Raw genomic sequence first — 16,344 nt, 5'->3', positions numbered from 1 at the left:
ATTAGCTTACAATGGCAGTCAACTCCTACATCCTTGTTATCAACGGCAAACCCGAAGGCCCCTTTACAATTGACCAATTGCGGGAGCACAAAATAAAGCCAACCGACTTTGTTAAAACCGATGCTATGGTTGATTATAAAGAGGCGCATGAAATTGTTGAGCTCAGGGAGCTTTTTGGTTTTAGTAAAGCCGCCCTGCTTATACAATACTATGGCAGTTTTGACCAGCGTTTAACCGCGTCGGCAATTGATCTGATCCTGGTATCAACGGTATGCGCCACAACTATATTTGTTACAGAAATGCTCATCAAAAGCCAGCTTATCCGTATATTGATGTCGGTAGCCGGGCTCATGGTAGTTATACCACTGGCAAATCTTATATACCACATAATTATGGAGAGTGGCCCCAAACAGGGCACTTATGGCAAACAGCTAATTAAAATACGGGTGTGCGATATGGAGGGAAACCGCCTTACTTTCAGACATTCAGCTGGCAGAAATCTGGCCAAAATATTTTCAATGCTTACTTTGTGCGTTGGCTATGTATATATCTTTTTTAACAAAAAGCAGCAGGGGCTGCATGATATTATAGCGGGTACATTAGTTATAAAAGACAGGTTGGATTAGTTATAGTCTTGGTCAATGGTCATTAGTCAATGGTCATTAGGGATATAGCTATTAACGTTTTAAAACCGACACCTACAGCTTACAACTCATAATCTACTCCTTTACCACCGTCACCCTTGATGCATCTGCCCCCAGAGTTTCAAACACCATCTTACCGTCTTTAAAGTCTGAAATAAAAAAAGGAAAGCTGCGGGTACTGCCATCGGCCAAAATTTCTTTGTATTGAATGTTGGTGCCATCAACCGTAAAAGTACCGTGCGAAAGTAGTTTGCCTCCCCAAAACATGCGCAGGCTATCTGCTTTGGTGAATTCGATATACGGAGATTCCTGCTTAAGCTGAATATCAGACACACCGGGCGTAGTTTGGCCCGGATTTTCTATTTTAATATAGTTCCATTTGCCATAAAGATCTGTTGTTTTAACAGCGTGGTCACAGCCGCTAAATAGTAAAATGCTCAATAAAATTAAGCTGTAATTTTTTAAACTGATAGGTTTCATCAGGCTAAAGTAGCAAATTATATGCTTTTGTTTTGGGCTTAAATGTAACGGTTAGCCCTTCACGTGCAGGCTAATTACACGCGTAATCTGCCATTTCTTATTTTGATATCGCCTTACCACCACAAACTTATCCGGTTTAGATAATTGGTCGCCCTCGGCCTTGTTCCTGAATTGGTGCAGCGCTATCTCTACTGCTCCGTAGCCGGGCAGGGGATATACTTCAATACTACCGGGCACCAGCACACGCGTTACTTTACCGCAGATGTTTTCTTTTATTGCTGCTAACAGTTTAGTCTTGGATGTTTCAAGGCCGCTGTTGTCATGGTAAAACTCAAGGATATCCGCAAAAATAGTGGCCTGTTTATCTATATCACAGTGGTTATAGGCATCAAAATAAATGCTGTCCATTCGCACAATGTCGTTATAAAGCTGCTTGCCATCCGGTATTTGAGAAAACGTGTTAAGCGAACAGAACCATAAAACAAGCAACAATATTAGCCCTGATTTTTTCATTATAAAATTAAATTCAGACTAAAGTAACAAATTATCTGTCTTTGTTTTGTTGCTTTTGCGTGTTACGTTCGGCCTGCTTTACTTCATCTTTTTCGCTCATCGGGAAATCGGTTTTCAGCTCTTTGGCTGCGGTTTTATTCCCTTCACTTTTTTTAACGGGTTGCCTGGTGTCTTTTTCGGTGGTTTTCATAGCATAATAATTTTAGGTTAACGGCATGTGGCTTTAATGTTATCTACAAATCAGGCGTGGATATGTTCTTTAAAAAAATACCGAAGTTTTTGTAACAACCTAAATTTATAAGTGTCAAATAAACACTTATAACTAAGGTCTCAATAAAAGCTATAAGTTATTGTGAGGGCCCGCATCTTAAGGGTTCCGGTAATAAAAAAAATCAAATAAAGTAATGAATCAATTAGTTCTCCAGTTATGGTGGGTAGCACCCGTCGTAGCATTGTTGGTGATGTACAAATTTGTACTCCGCGTTTTCTGTGGTATGGTTATCGTTCCTGATGACCGCATTGGTTTGGTTGTTAAAAAGTATACCCTGTCAAGCAATAACCGGCTGCCTGATGGCCGTATAGTTGCCATTCATGGCGAGGCAGGTATGCAGGCAAAAACCCTGGCGCCGGGTTTGTATTGGCGCATGTGGCCCTGGCAGTACGCCATTACTATGGCACCGTTCACTATTATTGAGCAGAATAAGCTTGGCTTGGTAAAGGCAAAGGATGGTGCCCCGCTGGATATTGGCCGCGTACTGGGCAAACCGGTTGATTGCGACAAGTTTCAGGATGCTATAGCTTTCCTTGATAATAAGGGGCAAAAAGGTCCGCAGGCCGCGTTTTTAACGCCGGGAAGCTACCGTATAAATAACTTTCTGTTTGAGGTGGAGATGGTACCCACAACGCAGATACACGAGAACAAAGTAGGCGTTGTAACTACCCGCGATGGCGAACCACTGGGTAAAGGCGAAATTGCCGGTATGCCGGTAACCGGCCACAAAAACTACCAGGACCCTATAGCATTCATCAACGCCGGTGGTATGAAGGGCTTGCAGGAGGATGTTATACTGGCAGGTACGTACTACCTTAACCCCTGGTTTGTAACGGTTGAACAGGTAGATATGGTCTATATTCCTATTGGCTATGTAGGTGTGGTAAACTCCTTCGTAGGCCCAGAGGGTACAGATACCAGCGGCGATAGCTTTAAGCACGGCTTTATAGTTAAAAAGCACGAAAAAGGTGTTTGGGACGAACCGCTTGACCCGGGTAAACACCCTATTAACATTCACACCCACGCGGTAGAGATTGTGCCCACCACCAATATTGTTTTAAACTGGGCCAACAGCCGTACCGAGGCGCACGAGTTGGATAAAAACCTGTGCACCATCAAAGTGCGGTCGCATGATGGGTTTACGTTCAATCTTGATGTATCACAGATCATACACATACCGCGTAACGAAGCGCCAAAGGTGATAGCGCGATTTGGTAATACGCTTAACCTGGTATCGCAGGTGCTGGAGCCTACCATTGCCAACTATTTCCGTAACTCGACACAAAAAAGTGATGTGATTGAATTTTTGGCTAACCGGATACAAAGACAGGATGAAGCAAAGCAACACATTAGCAAAGTGCTGGCAGACTATAATGTTATTGGTGTTGATACCCTGATAGGCGACATTGTGCCACCTGAAGCGCTGATGAAAACCTTAACCGACCGTAAACTGGCGGAGCAGGAAAAGATCACCTACGAGATACAATGCAATGCCCAACTGGAACGCCAGGAATTTGAAAGCGCCAAAGCCGGTGCCGATATGCAGCCCGAGGTGGTAAAATCAACCCGTCAGGTGGAGATCAATACGCAATTAGCAGCATCAAAAGTGGCCGCCGCACATGGCGAGGCCGAGTCAAAAACCATTAACGCTAAAGCGGATGCCGAAGTGAAGACCATTAACGCCAGGGCCGACGCAGAGGTTAAAACAGTCAATGCCACTGCCGATGCCAACACCACCCGTCTTAACGGTGCCGCCGAAGCAGGTAAGATCAAAGCAGTTGGTTTGGCCGAAGCTGAAGTGACCAAGCAAAAAACTGATGCCATGGGTTCTGAGCAATATGCCATTGTGCGCGTAGCGGAAACACTGGCCGCTAACCATATTAAGCTGGTGCCGGAGATTTTGGTGAGCGGCGCAAACGGGCAAGGTAACGGATTGCTAGATGCCCTGATAGGCAGCGAAATGCTGAAGAAAATTCAGCAGGAAACCGCATTAACAGCGGCAGATAATAAACAAAATAAATAAGGCTCCTACCTAATCTATATCACGCAGAGCGCCCCGTAAAGGGCGCTTTTTTGTTGTCTGAACCATGATTTGTAGGATTAGTGGATTATAAGATTAAAATTATATAGGGCATCCTAAAATCTACTAATCCTATAAATCATAGTTCAGACTAACTTCGCCCTTTCGTATTGATCCGGCCACTTCACATCATGCCCCAACTCACGTGCTGCATGCAGCGGGAAGTATGGATCACGCAGCATTTCGCGCGCCATTATTACCATGTCGGCTTCGCCGGTTTTTATTATTTCGTCGGCCTGGGTAGGAGTGGTTATAAGTCCTACGGCTCCTGTTAATATACCCGTTTTGCGGATGGCTTGGGCAAATTCCACCTGGTAGCCCGGTTTTAAAGGTATCTGCGCCTTTACATTACCTCCTGATGAGCTGTCTATAAAATCAACCCCTTTGTCTTTTAAAATTTTGGCAAGCTGTACCGAGTCGCCTATGGTCCAACCACCTTCGGTCCATTCGGTTGCAGAGAGGCGTACAAATAATGGATTTTCGGCAGGCCACACTTCCTGCACGGTTGCAATAACCTCCAGCAACAAGCGGATACGGTTCTCAAAACTGCCCCCATACTCATCAATGCGTTTATTGCTTAGTGGCGAGTAAAACTGGTGCAGCAAATAGCCATGCGCTGCGTGGATCTCTATTACCTTAAAACCGGATTGCAAAGCGCGGATAGCCGCTGCTTTAAAATCAGCCTTAATTTTTTCAATACCTGCTTTATCCAGTTCAATCGGGGCCTGTTCACCTTCGCCTAATGGAACAGCGCTGGCGCTGTAAGTTTTCCAGCCGTTAGGCTGGTCTGACTTTATTTGCGCGTTACCTTTCCAGGGCACCTCGTGACTGGCCTTTCTGCCCGCGTGCGCCAGTTGGATACCCGCTATCGAACCATTTTGATGAATAAAATCGGTTATTTCCTTCAGCTTAGCAATATGTTCATCTTTATAAATACCCAGATCAGCATAACTTATTCTACCCTCGGGCGAAACGGCGGTAGCCTCGGTGATGATCAGCGCTGCGCCACCAACCGCCCGGCTGCCCAGATGCACAAGGTGCCAGTTGTTGGCAAAGCCATCTTCGGCGCTGTACTGGCACATGGGCGATACCACTAAGCGATTCTTAAATTCAATATTTTTTATTTTTATAGGAGAGAAAAGGTGCGCCATTGTCTTTTTTTAACGAAGATGACTAAATAACCTTTTGCATTTTACATGGTTTTGTAAAACTCAACTAACGTGGGGATTTTTTACATTTGAATTAAACTGCTCCACAAAATGACTACATTAAAAACATCAGCCCACGCGCCGATAAACGGCATCAGCTTGTATTACGAAATACATGGCGAAGGAGAAATACCGGTGGTTTTAATCCATGGCGGAGGCTCAACCATCCAAACATCGTTTGGTGTGCTATTGCCCTTATTAGCTACATGCCATAAAATTGTAGCGGTAGAATTACAGGCCCACGGCCGCACTACCGACCGCGACGCGCCGGAAACTTTTATGCAGGATGCCGACGATGTTGCAGGCTTGTTGAAACATCTTAATATAAACAAGGCAGATATCGTAGGCTTTAGTAATGGCGGCACAACCACGCTGCAACTGGCCATACGCCACCCGCAGCTGGTTAATAAAATAGTGGTAATGGCTGGCGCTTACAAACGCGATGGCTTTATCAATGGCTTTTTTGATTTTATGCAGACGGCCACCTTTGACAGTATGCCCCAGCCTTTAAAAGATGCTTATTTAAAAGTAACGCCCAACCCCGCCGGTTTGCTCAACATGTTCAACAAAGACAAGCAACGTATGATCAACTTCACTGATATTGCCGACGAGGCCATAAGCGCCATAAAGGCCCCCGCGTTGTTTATGGTTGCTGATAAAGACGTGATAACTATAGAACATACCATCGCCATGTCGCGCTTGATCAATGGTGCGCAGTTGATTGTGCTGCCGGGCGTACACGGGCAGTTTTTTGGGGAGCTGGGTTCGCCGGATGATGGTAACAAAGCGCCACAGGCAACGGCTATTTTGATAGGGGAGTTTTTGAAAGGGTAGATATCTAACTACAAGCAAGTGATCAAAGAAAAAATTAGAGCCGCTTATGAAGAAATGGCCGAAACGTATAACAGCCTTATCGACCATAAGCCCCATAACGCGTATTACGATCGCCCCAACACGCTGGCTTTGCTGCCCGATGTTAGCGGAAAGACAATTCTGGACGCGGCCTGCGGACCCGGAAAATACGCGGAGATATTGATAGAAAAAGGAGCAACAGTAACCGGATTTGACATTAGCCCCAAAATGGTTGAACTGGCAAACATAAGAAACGGTAATAAGGGCCATTTTTTTGTTCACGACCTTTCTTGTAACATTGACGCCATAGCTACCGGCTCGTGCGATATTGTGCTTTGCGCGCTGGCATTACATTACGTTGAAGATTGGGCGCTCACCATCAAAGAGTTTCACCGGGTTTTAAAACCCAACGGAACACTTGTTATTTCAATAGAACATCCGTTTTATGAATACACTTTTTTTAAATCAAAAAAATACTTTGATGTTGAAAATGTGAAATGTACCTGGAAAGGTTTTGGGCGGCCGGTTGAAGTTAATAGTTTCAGGAGACCTTTACACGAATGCATAGCGCCACTAACCGACAATGGTTTTTATATAGACAAGTTAGTTGAGCCGAAACCAACAAAAGAGTTTGAGCTGCTGGACCCAAAACATTTTAAAGAGTTAAGCGAGTTTCCGGCATTTATGAGCATCAGGGCGGTTAAGAGATAGGCTCAGAGCCGGGTGAGCCGCCGTGAGCCCCGTGAGCCTGCGTGAACCACTTGCATTATTTAGTAAAAATCTTTATTTTATTTGTATTTATAAAGAAATATCTTTATTATTGTATTTAATTTAAAGATATGACCTTTGCCCGCCCACCTTTTATTGAAGAAATACGCGCAGAAGTGCAGGCGACCACTCACCGCCAACGTATGCAAAACTCTATGCGAACACAGCTTAGACGTAACCCCGATAACGACTTGTTCAAAATTAAGACTGCCGACAAATGGTTAGCTGATGATTATGGGAAGCCTATTGCCCGCAAACTTATGGGTAGCCTTTGGCACGAGCACGAACTTTGTATTTTATTTGCTGATACTAATTTAGGCAAGTCTGTTTTAGCGGTGCAAATAGGGTGTGGACTTGCCAAGCAAAGCATGATGGAGCCTTTTGGCTGCCAGGTTGATGAGCCACTTAAAGTATTGTACATTGATTTTGAACTGACTACCGCTCAGTTCAGGGCAAGGTATACGCACCGGGAGTATGGCTTGCACCACTTTGGCGAACATTTTATACGCGCTGAATTTAATCCCGCGGGCAGCAACCCTATTTTGTACGAGCGCTATGATGATTATGTACAGGATAATATTGAGAGCGCCATCAAAAGCACCAAAGCGCAGGTGTTAATAATTGATAACATTACCTGTATTGGCAGCCAAACAGGTAACTCCACAGGCGCATTGCCGCTTATGAACAAATTAAAAGCCTTAAAATCAAAATACAAGTTGAGTGTGCTGGTGCTGGCGTATACGCCGAAGCGGAATATTTATCAGCCTATTACGGTTAATGACCTGCAAGGCAGTAAAATGCTCATCAATTTTGCAGATAGTGCGTTTGCCTTAGGCCAAAGTTGTACACAGCCGGGCTTGCGTTATTTAAAGCAGATAAAACAACGCAATACAGCTAATGATTACGGTGCCAGTAACGTTTGTCTGTTTCAAATTAAGCAGGAATTAAGCTTTTTAAATTTGGAGTTTATAGGATATGATACTGAACATAATCATTTACAACGACCAGGTACAGCACTAAGCGAAGAAACGAAAGGACGAATTGCAGAGCTCAGCCAGCAGGGTCTTAGTAACAGGCAGGTAGCGGATAATTTGAAGATTAGTGTGGCGACGGTGAAGAGGTATAAGTAAGAATGAACATTAGTGTCTAAATACAATTGCATCCAACCATTTCGCCAAGTTAGTCTAAAGTTTAAGAGGTTAAAAAGCGATGGCCCAGTGCGATTCCCTCCCTTGGGAGGGTGTAGGGAGGGGTTAAAAGAGCTATAGGAAAAATCTGTATTTTAGAAGAAAAGTTAATGCTCAGAAAAATCATCCCATATAACCCTAAACTTAAACAACTTGCGCGAAAACTGCGTAAAGACATGACGTTTGGCGAAGTGTTGCTTTGGAATGAATTGAAGGATGATAAGCTGTGGGGTTTTGATTTTGACCGACAACGTTGTATCGACGAGTATATAGTTGATTTTTTTTGTAAAGACCTTATGTTGGTGATTGAGGTTGATGGCATTTATCATACTTGGGAAGAAGTGCATGCGAAAGATGAAAAGAGACAGAAAAGACTTGAATATTTGGGAGTAACTGTTATCAGATTTACTGAGGCCGAGACTAAGACGGATATGCTTAATGTGTTAAGGGCTATTGAGGGGGCAATAGTAGCCATATTGAAAACCCAACCTGATGTGAAACTTCCGCTTAATTTTGATAAGTCTTTGGTTGATTGGTAATCTGACTAAACCCCTCCCCGCTATTACGCGCAGGCTTTCCCACCCCTCCCAGGGGAGGGAGTTTAACGGCCAAACTCCACTAATTTACTTCACCTTCGCTATCGCCACCGCCCAGGCATAATCCCCATCATGCGTAATACTCAAACTTACGTTAATGGCAGAAAGCTGCGGCTGGTGCAAAATAACATGCGGCCTGCCCCCAATCTTCTCACGAATGATCTCGATCTTTTTCCAGCCGGCTGTAGTTTTATCTAACTGTTTAACAGCTTTATAAACGGCTTCTTTGGCGGCCCAGGTGGAGGCGTAGCGCAGCAGCGAATCGGCAAACTGGTCGCACCAGGCTATTTCCTGTTCGGTGTAAACTTTGTTTTTAAAGCCGGGGGTGAGGGAGGGTTCAAAACCAGGTACAAAAACCAGGTCGTTGCCTACGGCAAATTGTTGCGCGGTTAAGCCTTCAAGGGTCTCAGTTAGTTTTGTCTCCATCTACGCCAATCCCCATAACGTTAAAACCACCATCAACAAAATGAATATTGCCTGTAACCCTTTTTGAAAGATCAGAGAAGTAGTAAAGAGAGGCATCGCCTACATCGCTTGCCGTAATATTGCCTAACGGCGCAGTAAACTTGCCTATTTTGCGTAAAGTACGTACGCCGTTTATACCCCCTGCAGAGGTGGTCATAACCAGGCCGGCAGATATAGCGTTAACGCGGATCTTCCTGGTTCTGAAATAGCTGGCCAGGTAGATCATTATATTCTCTAACGCCGCCTTGCAAATGGCCATGCCCGCATACGGCGGAAATACCCTTTGCGAGGCATTGTAGGTAAGGGTTAGGATAGATGCATCATCTGTGCAGAATTGCTCGGCTACCCGAGCTATCCTGAGCAGAGAATAGGCACTGATGTTGAACGCATCCATAAAATCCTCAAAAGGAATATTAATGTATTCGGGCGCGGGTTCGTCAATACCGGGTATGGTGTAGCACATCACGCTCTGGCTGCCAAAAGCAACCCCATGCAAAATATAATTCATCTGCCCAAGCCCATCATGCACGCCTTTTATAAACGCGGTTATCTGCTCCTCATCACGTACGTCAACCTCGGCAGCATATTGCGGGTCCATGCCGTTTTGTTGCATCATATGCAGCACCTCGGCTTTGGTATCGGCCATGTAGCTAAGCGCCACCTTACAGCCCGAGCGGTGCAGCTTTAAAGCCACATCCCAGGCAATAGATGCTTCGTTACGTACGCCAAATATTACCGCTACTTTACCCTGGTTGTCTATCATAATGCTTTAAACGTCTCTTGATACGGCCAGGGCGCTGTTAGTGCCGCCAAAGCCGTAGTTTAAGCAAACTATCTGGTTAATTTCTTTTTCAACCGCCTGTTGCGGTATCAGGTGCCTGTATTCGGCAACCGGTTTCATGGGGCCTTTCCAGTTATCTTTTAACTGGAAGAACTCAAGCTCTGTATTTAAGGTGTCTGAATTAACGCAAGGCGATACTTTCTGTTTATCCAGCATCTGCAATGCAGCAATAAACTCAACTGACCCCGCCGCACCCAGCATATGCCCAAACTGCGATTTTGGAGCCGATACATGATAACCGCTCTCGCCCAAAACTTCGGCAACGCTTAGTAATTCAATAATGTCGCCAACCGGGGTAGAGGTGCCATGCACTTTTACCACATCGGGTTTTATACGCGCTCCGCCTGCCGATAGGCCGGCCCACAAACGCTGCTGCCCTGCAAATGATGGAGCAAACATGTCGCCGTCGCCGTCGGAGTTGTTAAAGTACTCATCAATAACCCCATAAATTTTGGCCCCGCGTGCTTTGGCCATTTCGTATTCTTCCAAAGCAATAACACCACTGCCAAAGGAGCATACAAACCCGTTGCGGTGCAGATCAAAAGGGCGCGAGCTTTGCTCCGGACTAAACCCTTTACTCAAAACCTGCATCGCATCAAAACCTATAAAGGTTTCTAAAGCGGTACCCTCTATGCCGCCGGTTATCGCCCTGTCTTGAAGACCGAATTTTATTAAGCGATAAGCATAGCCAATATTACCCAGGCCTGTAGCGCAGGCTGAAACTATGGCTTCACAAGCGCCACGGTTTTTTATAAAGCAGGACACATTGGCTGCCTCGCGGTAGCCCATTGCGCGGTCAACCGTGTGCGAGCCTGCATAGCGTGTTTTTTTGCCTTCCTTAAAAAAGCCATGCCACGCAATTCTTGATATCTCATTACCGCCGCCACCAGAACCTATTACTACACCCGTACCTTCTGATTGTACTTCAGCTGGTGTCCAGCCGGCCATTTCAATGCTTTCTTTGGCACCTATCATGGCCCAGATACTGCCCAGATCGGCAGTGGCCAGGTTAATATCGGGTATGCGGCCTTTGTTGTCAATATACGTTTCAGGATATTCAGCAGAAACACCGCCGTAAATTGGCTCAAGGTCTGTATCCTCCGGGTTTACAAAGCCTGCCACGGTCGAGCGTACTTGCTTACCATAAGCCGCCGCTTTGTCCCAAAGGCGTATCATGCTCTCGCCTGCAAACAGCTTGCTGCTAAAATCGTCCAGATTTTTGCAGGTGGGTGCTACAATACTCATGCCCACTACGGCCACTTTTCTCCCCTGTACAGGCATTATTTGCTTCTTTCTTTAGCTAATATGATCAGATCGATTACATCCTTTACTTTTGAACCTAAACGATCTATGTCGTCGTCTTCAAACTCAACGTCAAACTTTTGCTCCACCTTTACAGCTATGTTTATCAGTTCGGTACTGGGTGCATTCATATCTGTCAGGAAATCGGTTTCTTCTGTAACGCCTTCCAATCTGGCAGGGTCAATCGTCCTAACGGTCTTTAATACCTCTATTAGTTCATTCAATATTTGTTGTCTATCTTCCTGAGTATAGTTTTCCATGCTGTGTTATAGCGAGTTAAAAATTTCCTTTTTTATGGCAACGCCGGTTATGTCAAACAGTTCGGCTATCAGTTTAAAATCTTTTGGCAGATCATAGCCCAACAGGCGCTCGTCGGTAAAGTTTTTAAAATACGCGTCAAGGTCCAATCCGGACGGTACCCTGTAGATCCGGCCATCACAGATCATCTGCCTGAACTTGTAAAACTTGATGATACCAATGTTAATAAATGTTTCACCCTTTTGCAAGTAATTATGGTAAGTAACACTACCAATATTGGTGAATACGGGTACAAAATCATCCCTCAGATCTTCGGGTTTGCAGTTTTGCTTTTTACATTGCGAGTACGTGCCGCACGATGCTATGCTGGCCTGCACGAAAGATTCCAACTGATCAACACCTCTGAATATGCCGAAATGATCTTTAACGTCGCGCGCTTTAGGTGTGTAACTGGCCACTACGCCAACTTTTGGCGAATGGTAATGATAAGCATCAACCAGGCGCTTGGTAGGGCCATGCAGTAACCAGTGTTTAGGCTGATCGCCCACAAGCGTTTCGTGATAAGTGATGTTCTTAGTACCGGCCATGAATTAAAATAAACCTCCGTTAATATGTATGTTGGTTCCGTTAATGTACGATGCTTTTTCTGATAGCAGGAAACAAATGGTTTGCGCAACATCATCCGGTTTTCCCAGTCGTTTTGCAGGTATCATATTTAAATATTTTTCCTTCATTTCGGCAGGGATGTTGGCCGTCATATCTGTATCAATAAAGCCCGGCGATACACATAGCACACGTATGTTATGATCCTCGCCAAATGCCGCCGCCTCTTGCGCCAGCGACTTGGAGAAAGCAACCAACCCGGCCTTTGTGGCCGCATAAACCGCCTGAAAAGCGTTGCCGCTTTCGCCAACAACAGAGCTCATATTGATAATAACCCCGCCGCCATTCACGCTGAACAACTTCATAACGGTTTTGCAGATCATTATAGGCGCCCGCAGGTTAATGTTTAGCATGGCATCTATATTTTTTTCCTGCTGATAAATGATAGATGTATCAAAGGTTACACCGGCGTTATTAATAACACCATATAAATCGCTGCCATGCTGCTTTTTAAGCTGCTTGCAAAATTCAGTTAGCTGTTCGGCATCAGACAGATCGGCACATAAAATATCACTGCCGGGTATCGTTTCAGTAAAACTTTCGGGGGTGGTGGCGTGCAGGATGAGGTGATAATCATTGGCCAATATTTTTGAAATAGCCAAACCAAGTCCTCTGCTTGCCCCGGTGATAAGTACCTTTTTCTTCAATGTTGTTGTGGTTGAATTGATCAGCATAGCAGGGTTAAAACTGCCAAGCTAATATGGTTTTAAAGATAAATACTTTTTGAGCGATTATTTTAATACTAATGCCATGTTTTACAGGTTAACGGCTTTACAACAATATTTTGGCCTTAATGTTGTCAAAAACAGAAAACATAGATAAATAAGCCTTTGGGTAAACTGAACAAGTGTAATTTAAAAGGTTAACTTTATTTCCAGATCTAACTTATCCGAATTGATGTTAAACAGGTTATTTATTCTACTCTTGCTGGTAAATTCAACTGCCGTATTTGCACAAGCTAATCGCATAGTGAAAACAGATTCGTCAACAATTGAAACAAAATATTATCAGTCTCTAAATTCTATCAGGGTTTTTAATAATCTTAACAAACAAAACAAAAGTTATTATACCGATTATTACTACGACTCAAAAAAAGTTAGAGAAACCGGTGCTTTTTTAAATAATGGTAGCTATGGAGTTTGGCGCGAATTTTTTCCAAATGGAAAGTTAAAACGGGAAATAAATTATGCTATCGGGAAAATTACTTTTTTCAATAAAACAGCCTATCCGTTCTATGATTACCAGTTGAATATCAAATCAAAGGCTGATGCCTTGATTAAACATGTTTATGGCGATGAGTTTTTCAAAAAGCATATTATTTGGGATATTGGTGGTTCTTTTATATACAATGGAACATTGTCAGGCAATTGGACGGACAGCCTTGAACTAAAACCTAAAGAATTTTTGATGCGTTATGCCATAAAGTTCGATGGCAAAACCTATTTTGAGATGATTGAACTACATATTGACAAAGATGGAAAATTTGTAAAGGGGGAAGACGTTAAAGGTTTGGAAAAACTATCTACTAAAACTAGTAAATCTTTTGCGCTTACTTTGCAAAAAGCAATAACTACAGCAAAGCTGATGGGTTTGAAAGAAACTTCAAAAAATAAAGCGAACGCTTTTCTGACTTGGGAAAATGAATCATCAAACACTATTTATAGCGGGCATTTTAGAATATATGTTACTATAAAAACCGGCTCGATAAGCAGTATCCGTCCTAGGGGCCGATCAACTGTTGTCGATAAATACGATGTGTATGTTTTTAACCCTTGGTCTGGCACTTTTATCAACAAAACGAAGAAGGAGTCAATAACGGGTTGGGAGGAAGACAGCGGCAGCAGTACAGGACTTTTGCCAGCCAATTAAAGTAAAAAGCCTTCCTGTTTAACAGGAAGGCTTTTTATTTTGTCAATCGGAGGTTTAATTATAATATCGTCCGCTTTATACCCATTTCCAAACCACGCAGTTCGGCTAAGCCCTTCATACGTCCGGCTACAGAATAACCCGGGTAAGTATTGTAACGGTAATCATCCAGTATTTTATGACCATGGTCCGGGCGCATAGGGATAGCGATATCCGTTCTGCCCGCTTCGGTACGTTTCTTTTGTTCTAATATCAAGGCTTTCATAACGGCATACATATCTGTGGTACCTTCCAAATGGTGGTCTTCATAAAAACTACCATCAGCCTCGCGCCTAACATTGCGCAGGTGTATAAAGTGAAAATGCTGACCCAAGCGCTCAACAATGCCCGGTAGGTCATTGTCGCCACGGGCACCTAACGATCCGGTGCAGAACGTAATGCCATTGCTTGGCGATGGCGCGGCATCGACCAAAAATTTCAGGTCGGCCTCTGTAGAAACTACACGCGGTAAGCCTAAAATAGCAAACGGCGGATCGTCCGGGTGGATGCACATTTTTATACCCAGCTTTTCGCAATCGGGCATAATGGCCTGTAAAAAATAGGCAAGGTTTGCCTTAAGGGTAGCCGCGTCTATTTTTTCGTATTTTTTAAGATGCTCTTTAAATTCCTGGATAGTAAAAACATCAGTAGTACCGGGCAAGCCCGCCATAACGGTGTTGGTAAGCAATGTTTTTTCTTCTTCGCTCAGGCTATCCAGATATTCTTTGGCCGCTTTTTGCTGCTCAGGGGTAAACTCGTCAAAAGCTTCGGGGCGCTGCAAAATGTACAGATCAAACGCATGTAAGGCTCTTGCCTCGTAACGCAGTGCCGAAGCATCGTTCCCCAACCTGAAATCCAGATTGGTACGTGTCCAATCCAGCACCGGCATAAAGTTATAGCAAACAATATAAATGCCTTGCGCTGCCAGATTATGCAACGTTTCTATATAATTCTTTATCGCCCTGTCTCGGTCGGGGCCTGCAATTTTAATGCTTTCGTGAATATTAACGCTCTCCACAACAGACCACGTAAGGCCTGCCGCTTCAATAATATCCTTGCGTTTTTTTATCTCTTCAGGGCTCCATACTTCACCCGGCTGTATGTGGTGCAGGGCAGTAACTACGCCTGTAGCTCCGGTTTGGCTGATGGCCTTTAATGTTACATCATCATTAGGGCCGAACCAGCGAAAGGTTTGTTCTAAATTTGGTATCATAGTATTAAATCAAAATTAAAAGCCGATGGAGTTTCCGCCATCAACGGGCAATATTGCACCTGTTACGTATTTAGCCGAATCAGATGCAAGGAAGTAAACAGCTTCAGCTACATCCTCGGGTACTCCTAAATAACCCATTGGGGTGCGCGACAGTACCTTGTTCTTACGTTCAGGGTCGCTATCCAACGCTTTGGCGCTCATGGCGGTCTTTATAAAACCCGGTGCTACGCAATTTACGCGGATGCCTTTTGGCGACAGCTCAACAGCCATAGCCTTTGTCATACCATCTATCGCGGTTTTTGCTGCGGTATAAGCAATTACATAAGGAATGCCGTATTGGGCGGCCATTGAGCTGATGTTGACAATACTGCCTGTGCCTTTCTCTAACATCAGTTTAACCACTTCGCGACTTATAGTGAAAACAGAATTTACGTTAGTTTGAACAATGCGTTGAAACTCCTCATCGCTAACTTCTTCAAATTTCTTTTTCAGGTTGATACCCGCGTTGTTAACTAATATGTCAATGGTGCCAAATTCGGCTTCAATTTCTTTTATCAGCGCGGGTATGGCTGCCAGATCACTCAGATCGCAAACTTTATAGCTGCAAAGCCCGCCTAATTCATCAGCGGTTTGTTTAAGGTTAGCTTCGTTGCGGCCAACTATTATAGTTTTAATATTTTGTGCAACAAACTTTTTTGTGGTTGCCAACCCTAACCCTGAAGCACCCCCGGTAACAACAGCTACTTTAGTATTTGTTAATAAAGACATTTATTTTTTGTTTGTGAAGATGCGATTTATCTTCTCGTGTAAATTCGCCGCCAATATATGGAGGTTTTAAATCATTAATAAAAAATGGGAGGACTTTTTATACTAACACGATGTAGTTGATAGACAATCCTATAAGTTGTAAACTCCCTTATTATTCTATAAAACCAATAACATGCAGCGTTGTTGTACAAAGTAGTTGATTTTTAACAAGATACTAAAGCGCCAATAAGAATAGCGATGGGTTTTACACATCGCTATTTTTGTTTAAGGTGATTTGTCCGCTATCAGTTTAAATGATTGACCGACTGCCGTCGTCCGCGCCGATGTTAA

At 43.9% G+C, this 16,344-nt stretch carries 19 protein-coding genes; 7 read left to right on the top strand and 12 right to left on the bottom strand.

The window, feature by feature from the left end; translation table 11 throughout:
• Positions 1-11 precede the first annotated feature (11 nt).
• Positions 12-626, top strand: coding sequence for an RDD family protein (locus tag ACFQZS_RS15250; protein ID WP_377101760.1), 615 nt, complete (start codon positions 12-14; stop codon positions 624-626).
• A gap of 93 nt (positions 627-719) precedes the next feature.
• Here the strand turns inward: ACFQZS_RS15250 and ACFQZS_RS15245 are convergent, their stop codons facing one another.
• Genes ACFQZS_RS15245 through ACFQZS_RS15235 form a run of 3 tightly spaced genes read right to left on the bottom strand, consistent with a single transcriptional unit; the run spans position 720 to position 1,827 of the window.
• A complete protein-coding gene (locus tag ACFQZS_RS15245; protein ID WP_377101758.1) occupies positions 720-1,124 on the bottom strand; it encodes a hypothetical protein in 405 nt (134 codons plus the stop codon).
• Positions 1,125-1,175: 51 nt separating this feature from the next.
• Entirely contained in the window at positions 1,176-1,637 is a 462-nt protein-coding gene (locus tag ACFQZS_RS15240) for a nuclear transport factor 2 family protein (RefSeq protein ID WP_377101756.1), read from the bottom strand.
• A gap of 31 nt (positions 1,638-1,668) precedes the next feature.
• Positions 1,669-1,827, bottom strand: coding sequence for a hypothetical protein (locus tag ACFQZS_RS15235; protein WP_377101754.1), 159 nt, complete (start codon positions 1,825-1,827; stop codon positions 1,669-1,671).
• Between the two features lie 214 nt (positions 1,828-2,041).
• On the opposite strand from ACFQZS_RS15235, the gene ACFQZS_RS15230 reads away from it, so the two are divergent.
• Complete coding sequence (locus ACFQZS_RS15230) at positions 2,042-3,931, top strand: SPFH domain-containing protein (RefSeq protein WP_377101753.1); 1,890 nt, start codon at positions 2,042-2,044, stop codon at positions 3,929-3,931.
• A gap of 143 nt (positions 3,932-4,074) precedes the next feature.
• On the opposite strand, the gene ACFQZS_RS15225 is transcribed toward ACFQZS_RS15230, so the two are convergent.
• Positions 4,075-5,139: an NADH:flavin oxidoreductase/NADH oxidase gene (locus ACFQZS_RS15225; protein ID WP_377101751.1), complete on the bottom strand. Its 1,065-nt coding sequence runs from the start codon at positions 5,137-5,139 to the stop codon at positions 4,075-4,077.
• A 108-nt stretch (positions 5,140-5,247) separates the two neighbouring features.
• Between ACFQZS_RS15225 and ACFQZS_RS15220 the strand changes: the two genes are divergently transcribed.
• The 4 genes from ACFQZS_RS15220 (at position 5,248) to ACFQZS_RS15205 (ending at position 8,542) form a co-directional block, all read left to right on the top strand.
• On the top strand, positions 5,248-6,030 hold the full coding sequence (locus ACFQZS_RS15220) for an alpha/beta fold hydrolase (protein WP_377101749.1): 783 nt from the start codon (positions 5,248-5,250) through the stop codon (positions 6,028-6,030).
• A gap of 18 nt (positions 6,031-6,048) precedes the next feature.
• Entirely contained in the window at positions 6,049-6,759 is a 711-nt protein-coding gene (locus tag ACFQZS_RS15215; RefSeq protein WP_377101746.1) for a methyltransferase domain-containing protein, read from the top strand.
• Between the two features lie 128 nt (positions 6,760-6,887).
• Positions 6,888-7,946, top strand: a complete 1,059-nt coding sequence (locus tag ACFQZS_RS15210) for an AAA family ATPase (protein WP_377101744.1) — start codon at positions 6,888-6,890, stop codon at positions 7,944-7,946.
• A gap of 167 nt (positions 7,947-8,113) precedes the next feature.
• Positions 8,114-8,542: an endonuclease domain-containing protein gene (locus ACFQZS_RS15205; protein WP_377101741.1), complete on the top strand. Its 429-nt coding sequence runs from the start codon at positions 8,114-8,116 to the stop codon at positions 8,540-8,542.
• A gap of 84 nt (positions 8,543-8,626) precedes the next feature.
• Here ACFQZS_RS15205 and ACFQZS_RS15200 read toward each other — a convergent pair whose 3' ends face one another.
• Genes ACFQZS_RS15200 through ACFQZS_RS15175 form a run of 6 tightly spaced genes read right to left on the bottom strand, consistent with a single transcriptional unit; the run spans position 8,627 to position 12,775 of the window.
• Complete coding sequence (locus ACFQZS_RS15200) at positions 8,627-9,025, bottom strand: holo-ACP synthase (protein WP_377101738.1); 399 nt, start codon at positions 9,023-9,025, stop codon at positions 8,627-8,629.
• Positions 9,006-9,827, bottom strand: coding sequence for an enoyl-ACP reductase FabI (locus ACFQZS_RS15195; RefSeq protein ID WP_377101735.1), 822 nt, complete (start codon positions 9,825-9,827; stop codon positions 9,006-9,008). The genes ACFQZS_RS15200 and ACFQZS_RS15195 overlap by 20 nt, the downstream gene beginning before the upstream one ends.
• 6 nt (positions 9,828-9,833) lie before the next feature.
• On the bottom strand, positions 9,834-11,186 hold the full coding sequence (locus ACFQZS_RS15190) for a beta-ketoacyl-[acyl-carrier-protein] synthase family protein (protein ID WP_377101734.1): 1,353 nt from the start codon (positions 11,184-11,186) through the stop codon (positions 9,834-9,836).
• The gene (locus ACFQZS_RS15185; RefSeq protein WP_377101733.1) at positions 11,186-11,467 is read right to left on the bottom strand and encodes an acyl carrier protein; all 282 of its coding nucleotides are present in this window, start codon (positions 11,465-11,467) and stop codon (positions 11,186-11,188) included. Before ACFQZS_RS15185 ends, ACFQZS_RS15190 begins: the two co-directional genes overlap by 1 nt.
• 6 nt (positions 11,468-11,473) lie before the next feature.
• The gene (locus ACFQZS_RS15180) at positions 11,474-12,052 is read right to left on the bottom strand and encodes a hypothetical protein (protein ID WP_377101731.1); all 579 of its coding nucleotides are present in this window, start codon (positions 12,050-12,052) and stop codon (positions 11,474-11,476) included.
• A gap of 3 nt (positions 12,053-12,055) precedes the next feature.
• Positions 12,056-12,775: an SDR family oxidoreductase gene (locus ACFQZS_RS15175; protein ID WP_377101729.1), complete on the bottom strand. Its 720-nt coding sequence runs from the start codon at positions 12,773-12,775 to the stop codon at positions 12,056-12,058.
• A gap of 322 nt (positions 12,776-13,097) precedes the next feature.
• On the opposite strand from ACFQZS_RS15175, the gene ACFQZS_RS15170 reads away from it, so the two are divergent.
• Positions 13,098-13,997, top strand: coding sequence for a hypothetical protein (locus ACFQZS_RS15170; protein ID WP_377101727.1), 900 nt, complete (start codon positions 13,098-13,100; stop codon positions 13,995-13,997).
• 58 nt (positions 13,998-14,055) lie between these two features.
• On the opposite strand, the gene uxuA is transcribed toward ACFQZS_RS15170, so the two are convergent.
• Both uxuA and ACFQZS_RS15160 read right to left on the bottom strand, forming a co-directional pair.
• Positions 14,056-15,246: a mannonate dehydratase gene (gene uxuA, locus ACFQZS_RS15165; protein ID WP_377101725.1), complete on the bottom strand. Its 1,191-nt coding sequence runs from the start codon at positions 15,244-15,246 to the stop codon at positions 14,056-14,058.
• A 15-nt stretch (positions 15,247-15,261) separates the two neighbouring features.
• Positions 15,262-16,014, bottom strand: a complete 753-nt coding sequence (locus tag ACFQZS_RS15160) for an SDR family NAD(P)-dependent oxidoreductase (RefSeq protein WP_377101723.1) — start codon at positions 16,012-16,014, stop codon at positions 15,262-15,264.
• Positions 16,015-16,344: the final 330 nt, after the last annotated feature.

The sequence above is a fragment of the Mucilaginibacter calamicampi genome (genome assembly GCF_042676765.1).
In the GTDB taxonomy this organism is placed as follows: domain Bacteria; phylum Bacteroidota; class Bacteroidia; order Sphingobacteriales; family Sphingobacteriaceae; genus Mucilaginibacter; species Mucilaginibacter calamicampi.
The sequence above is the reverse complement of the archived record's forward strand: the minus strand, read 5'-3'. Positions and strand labels throughout refer to the sequence as shown.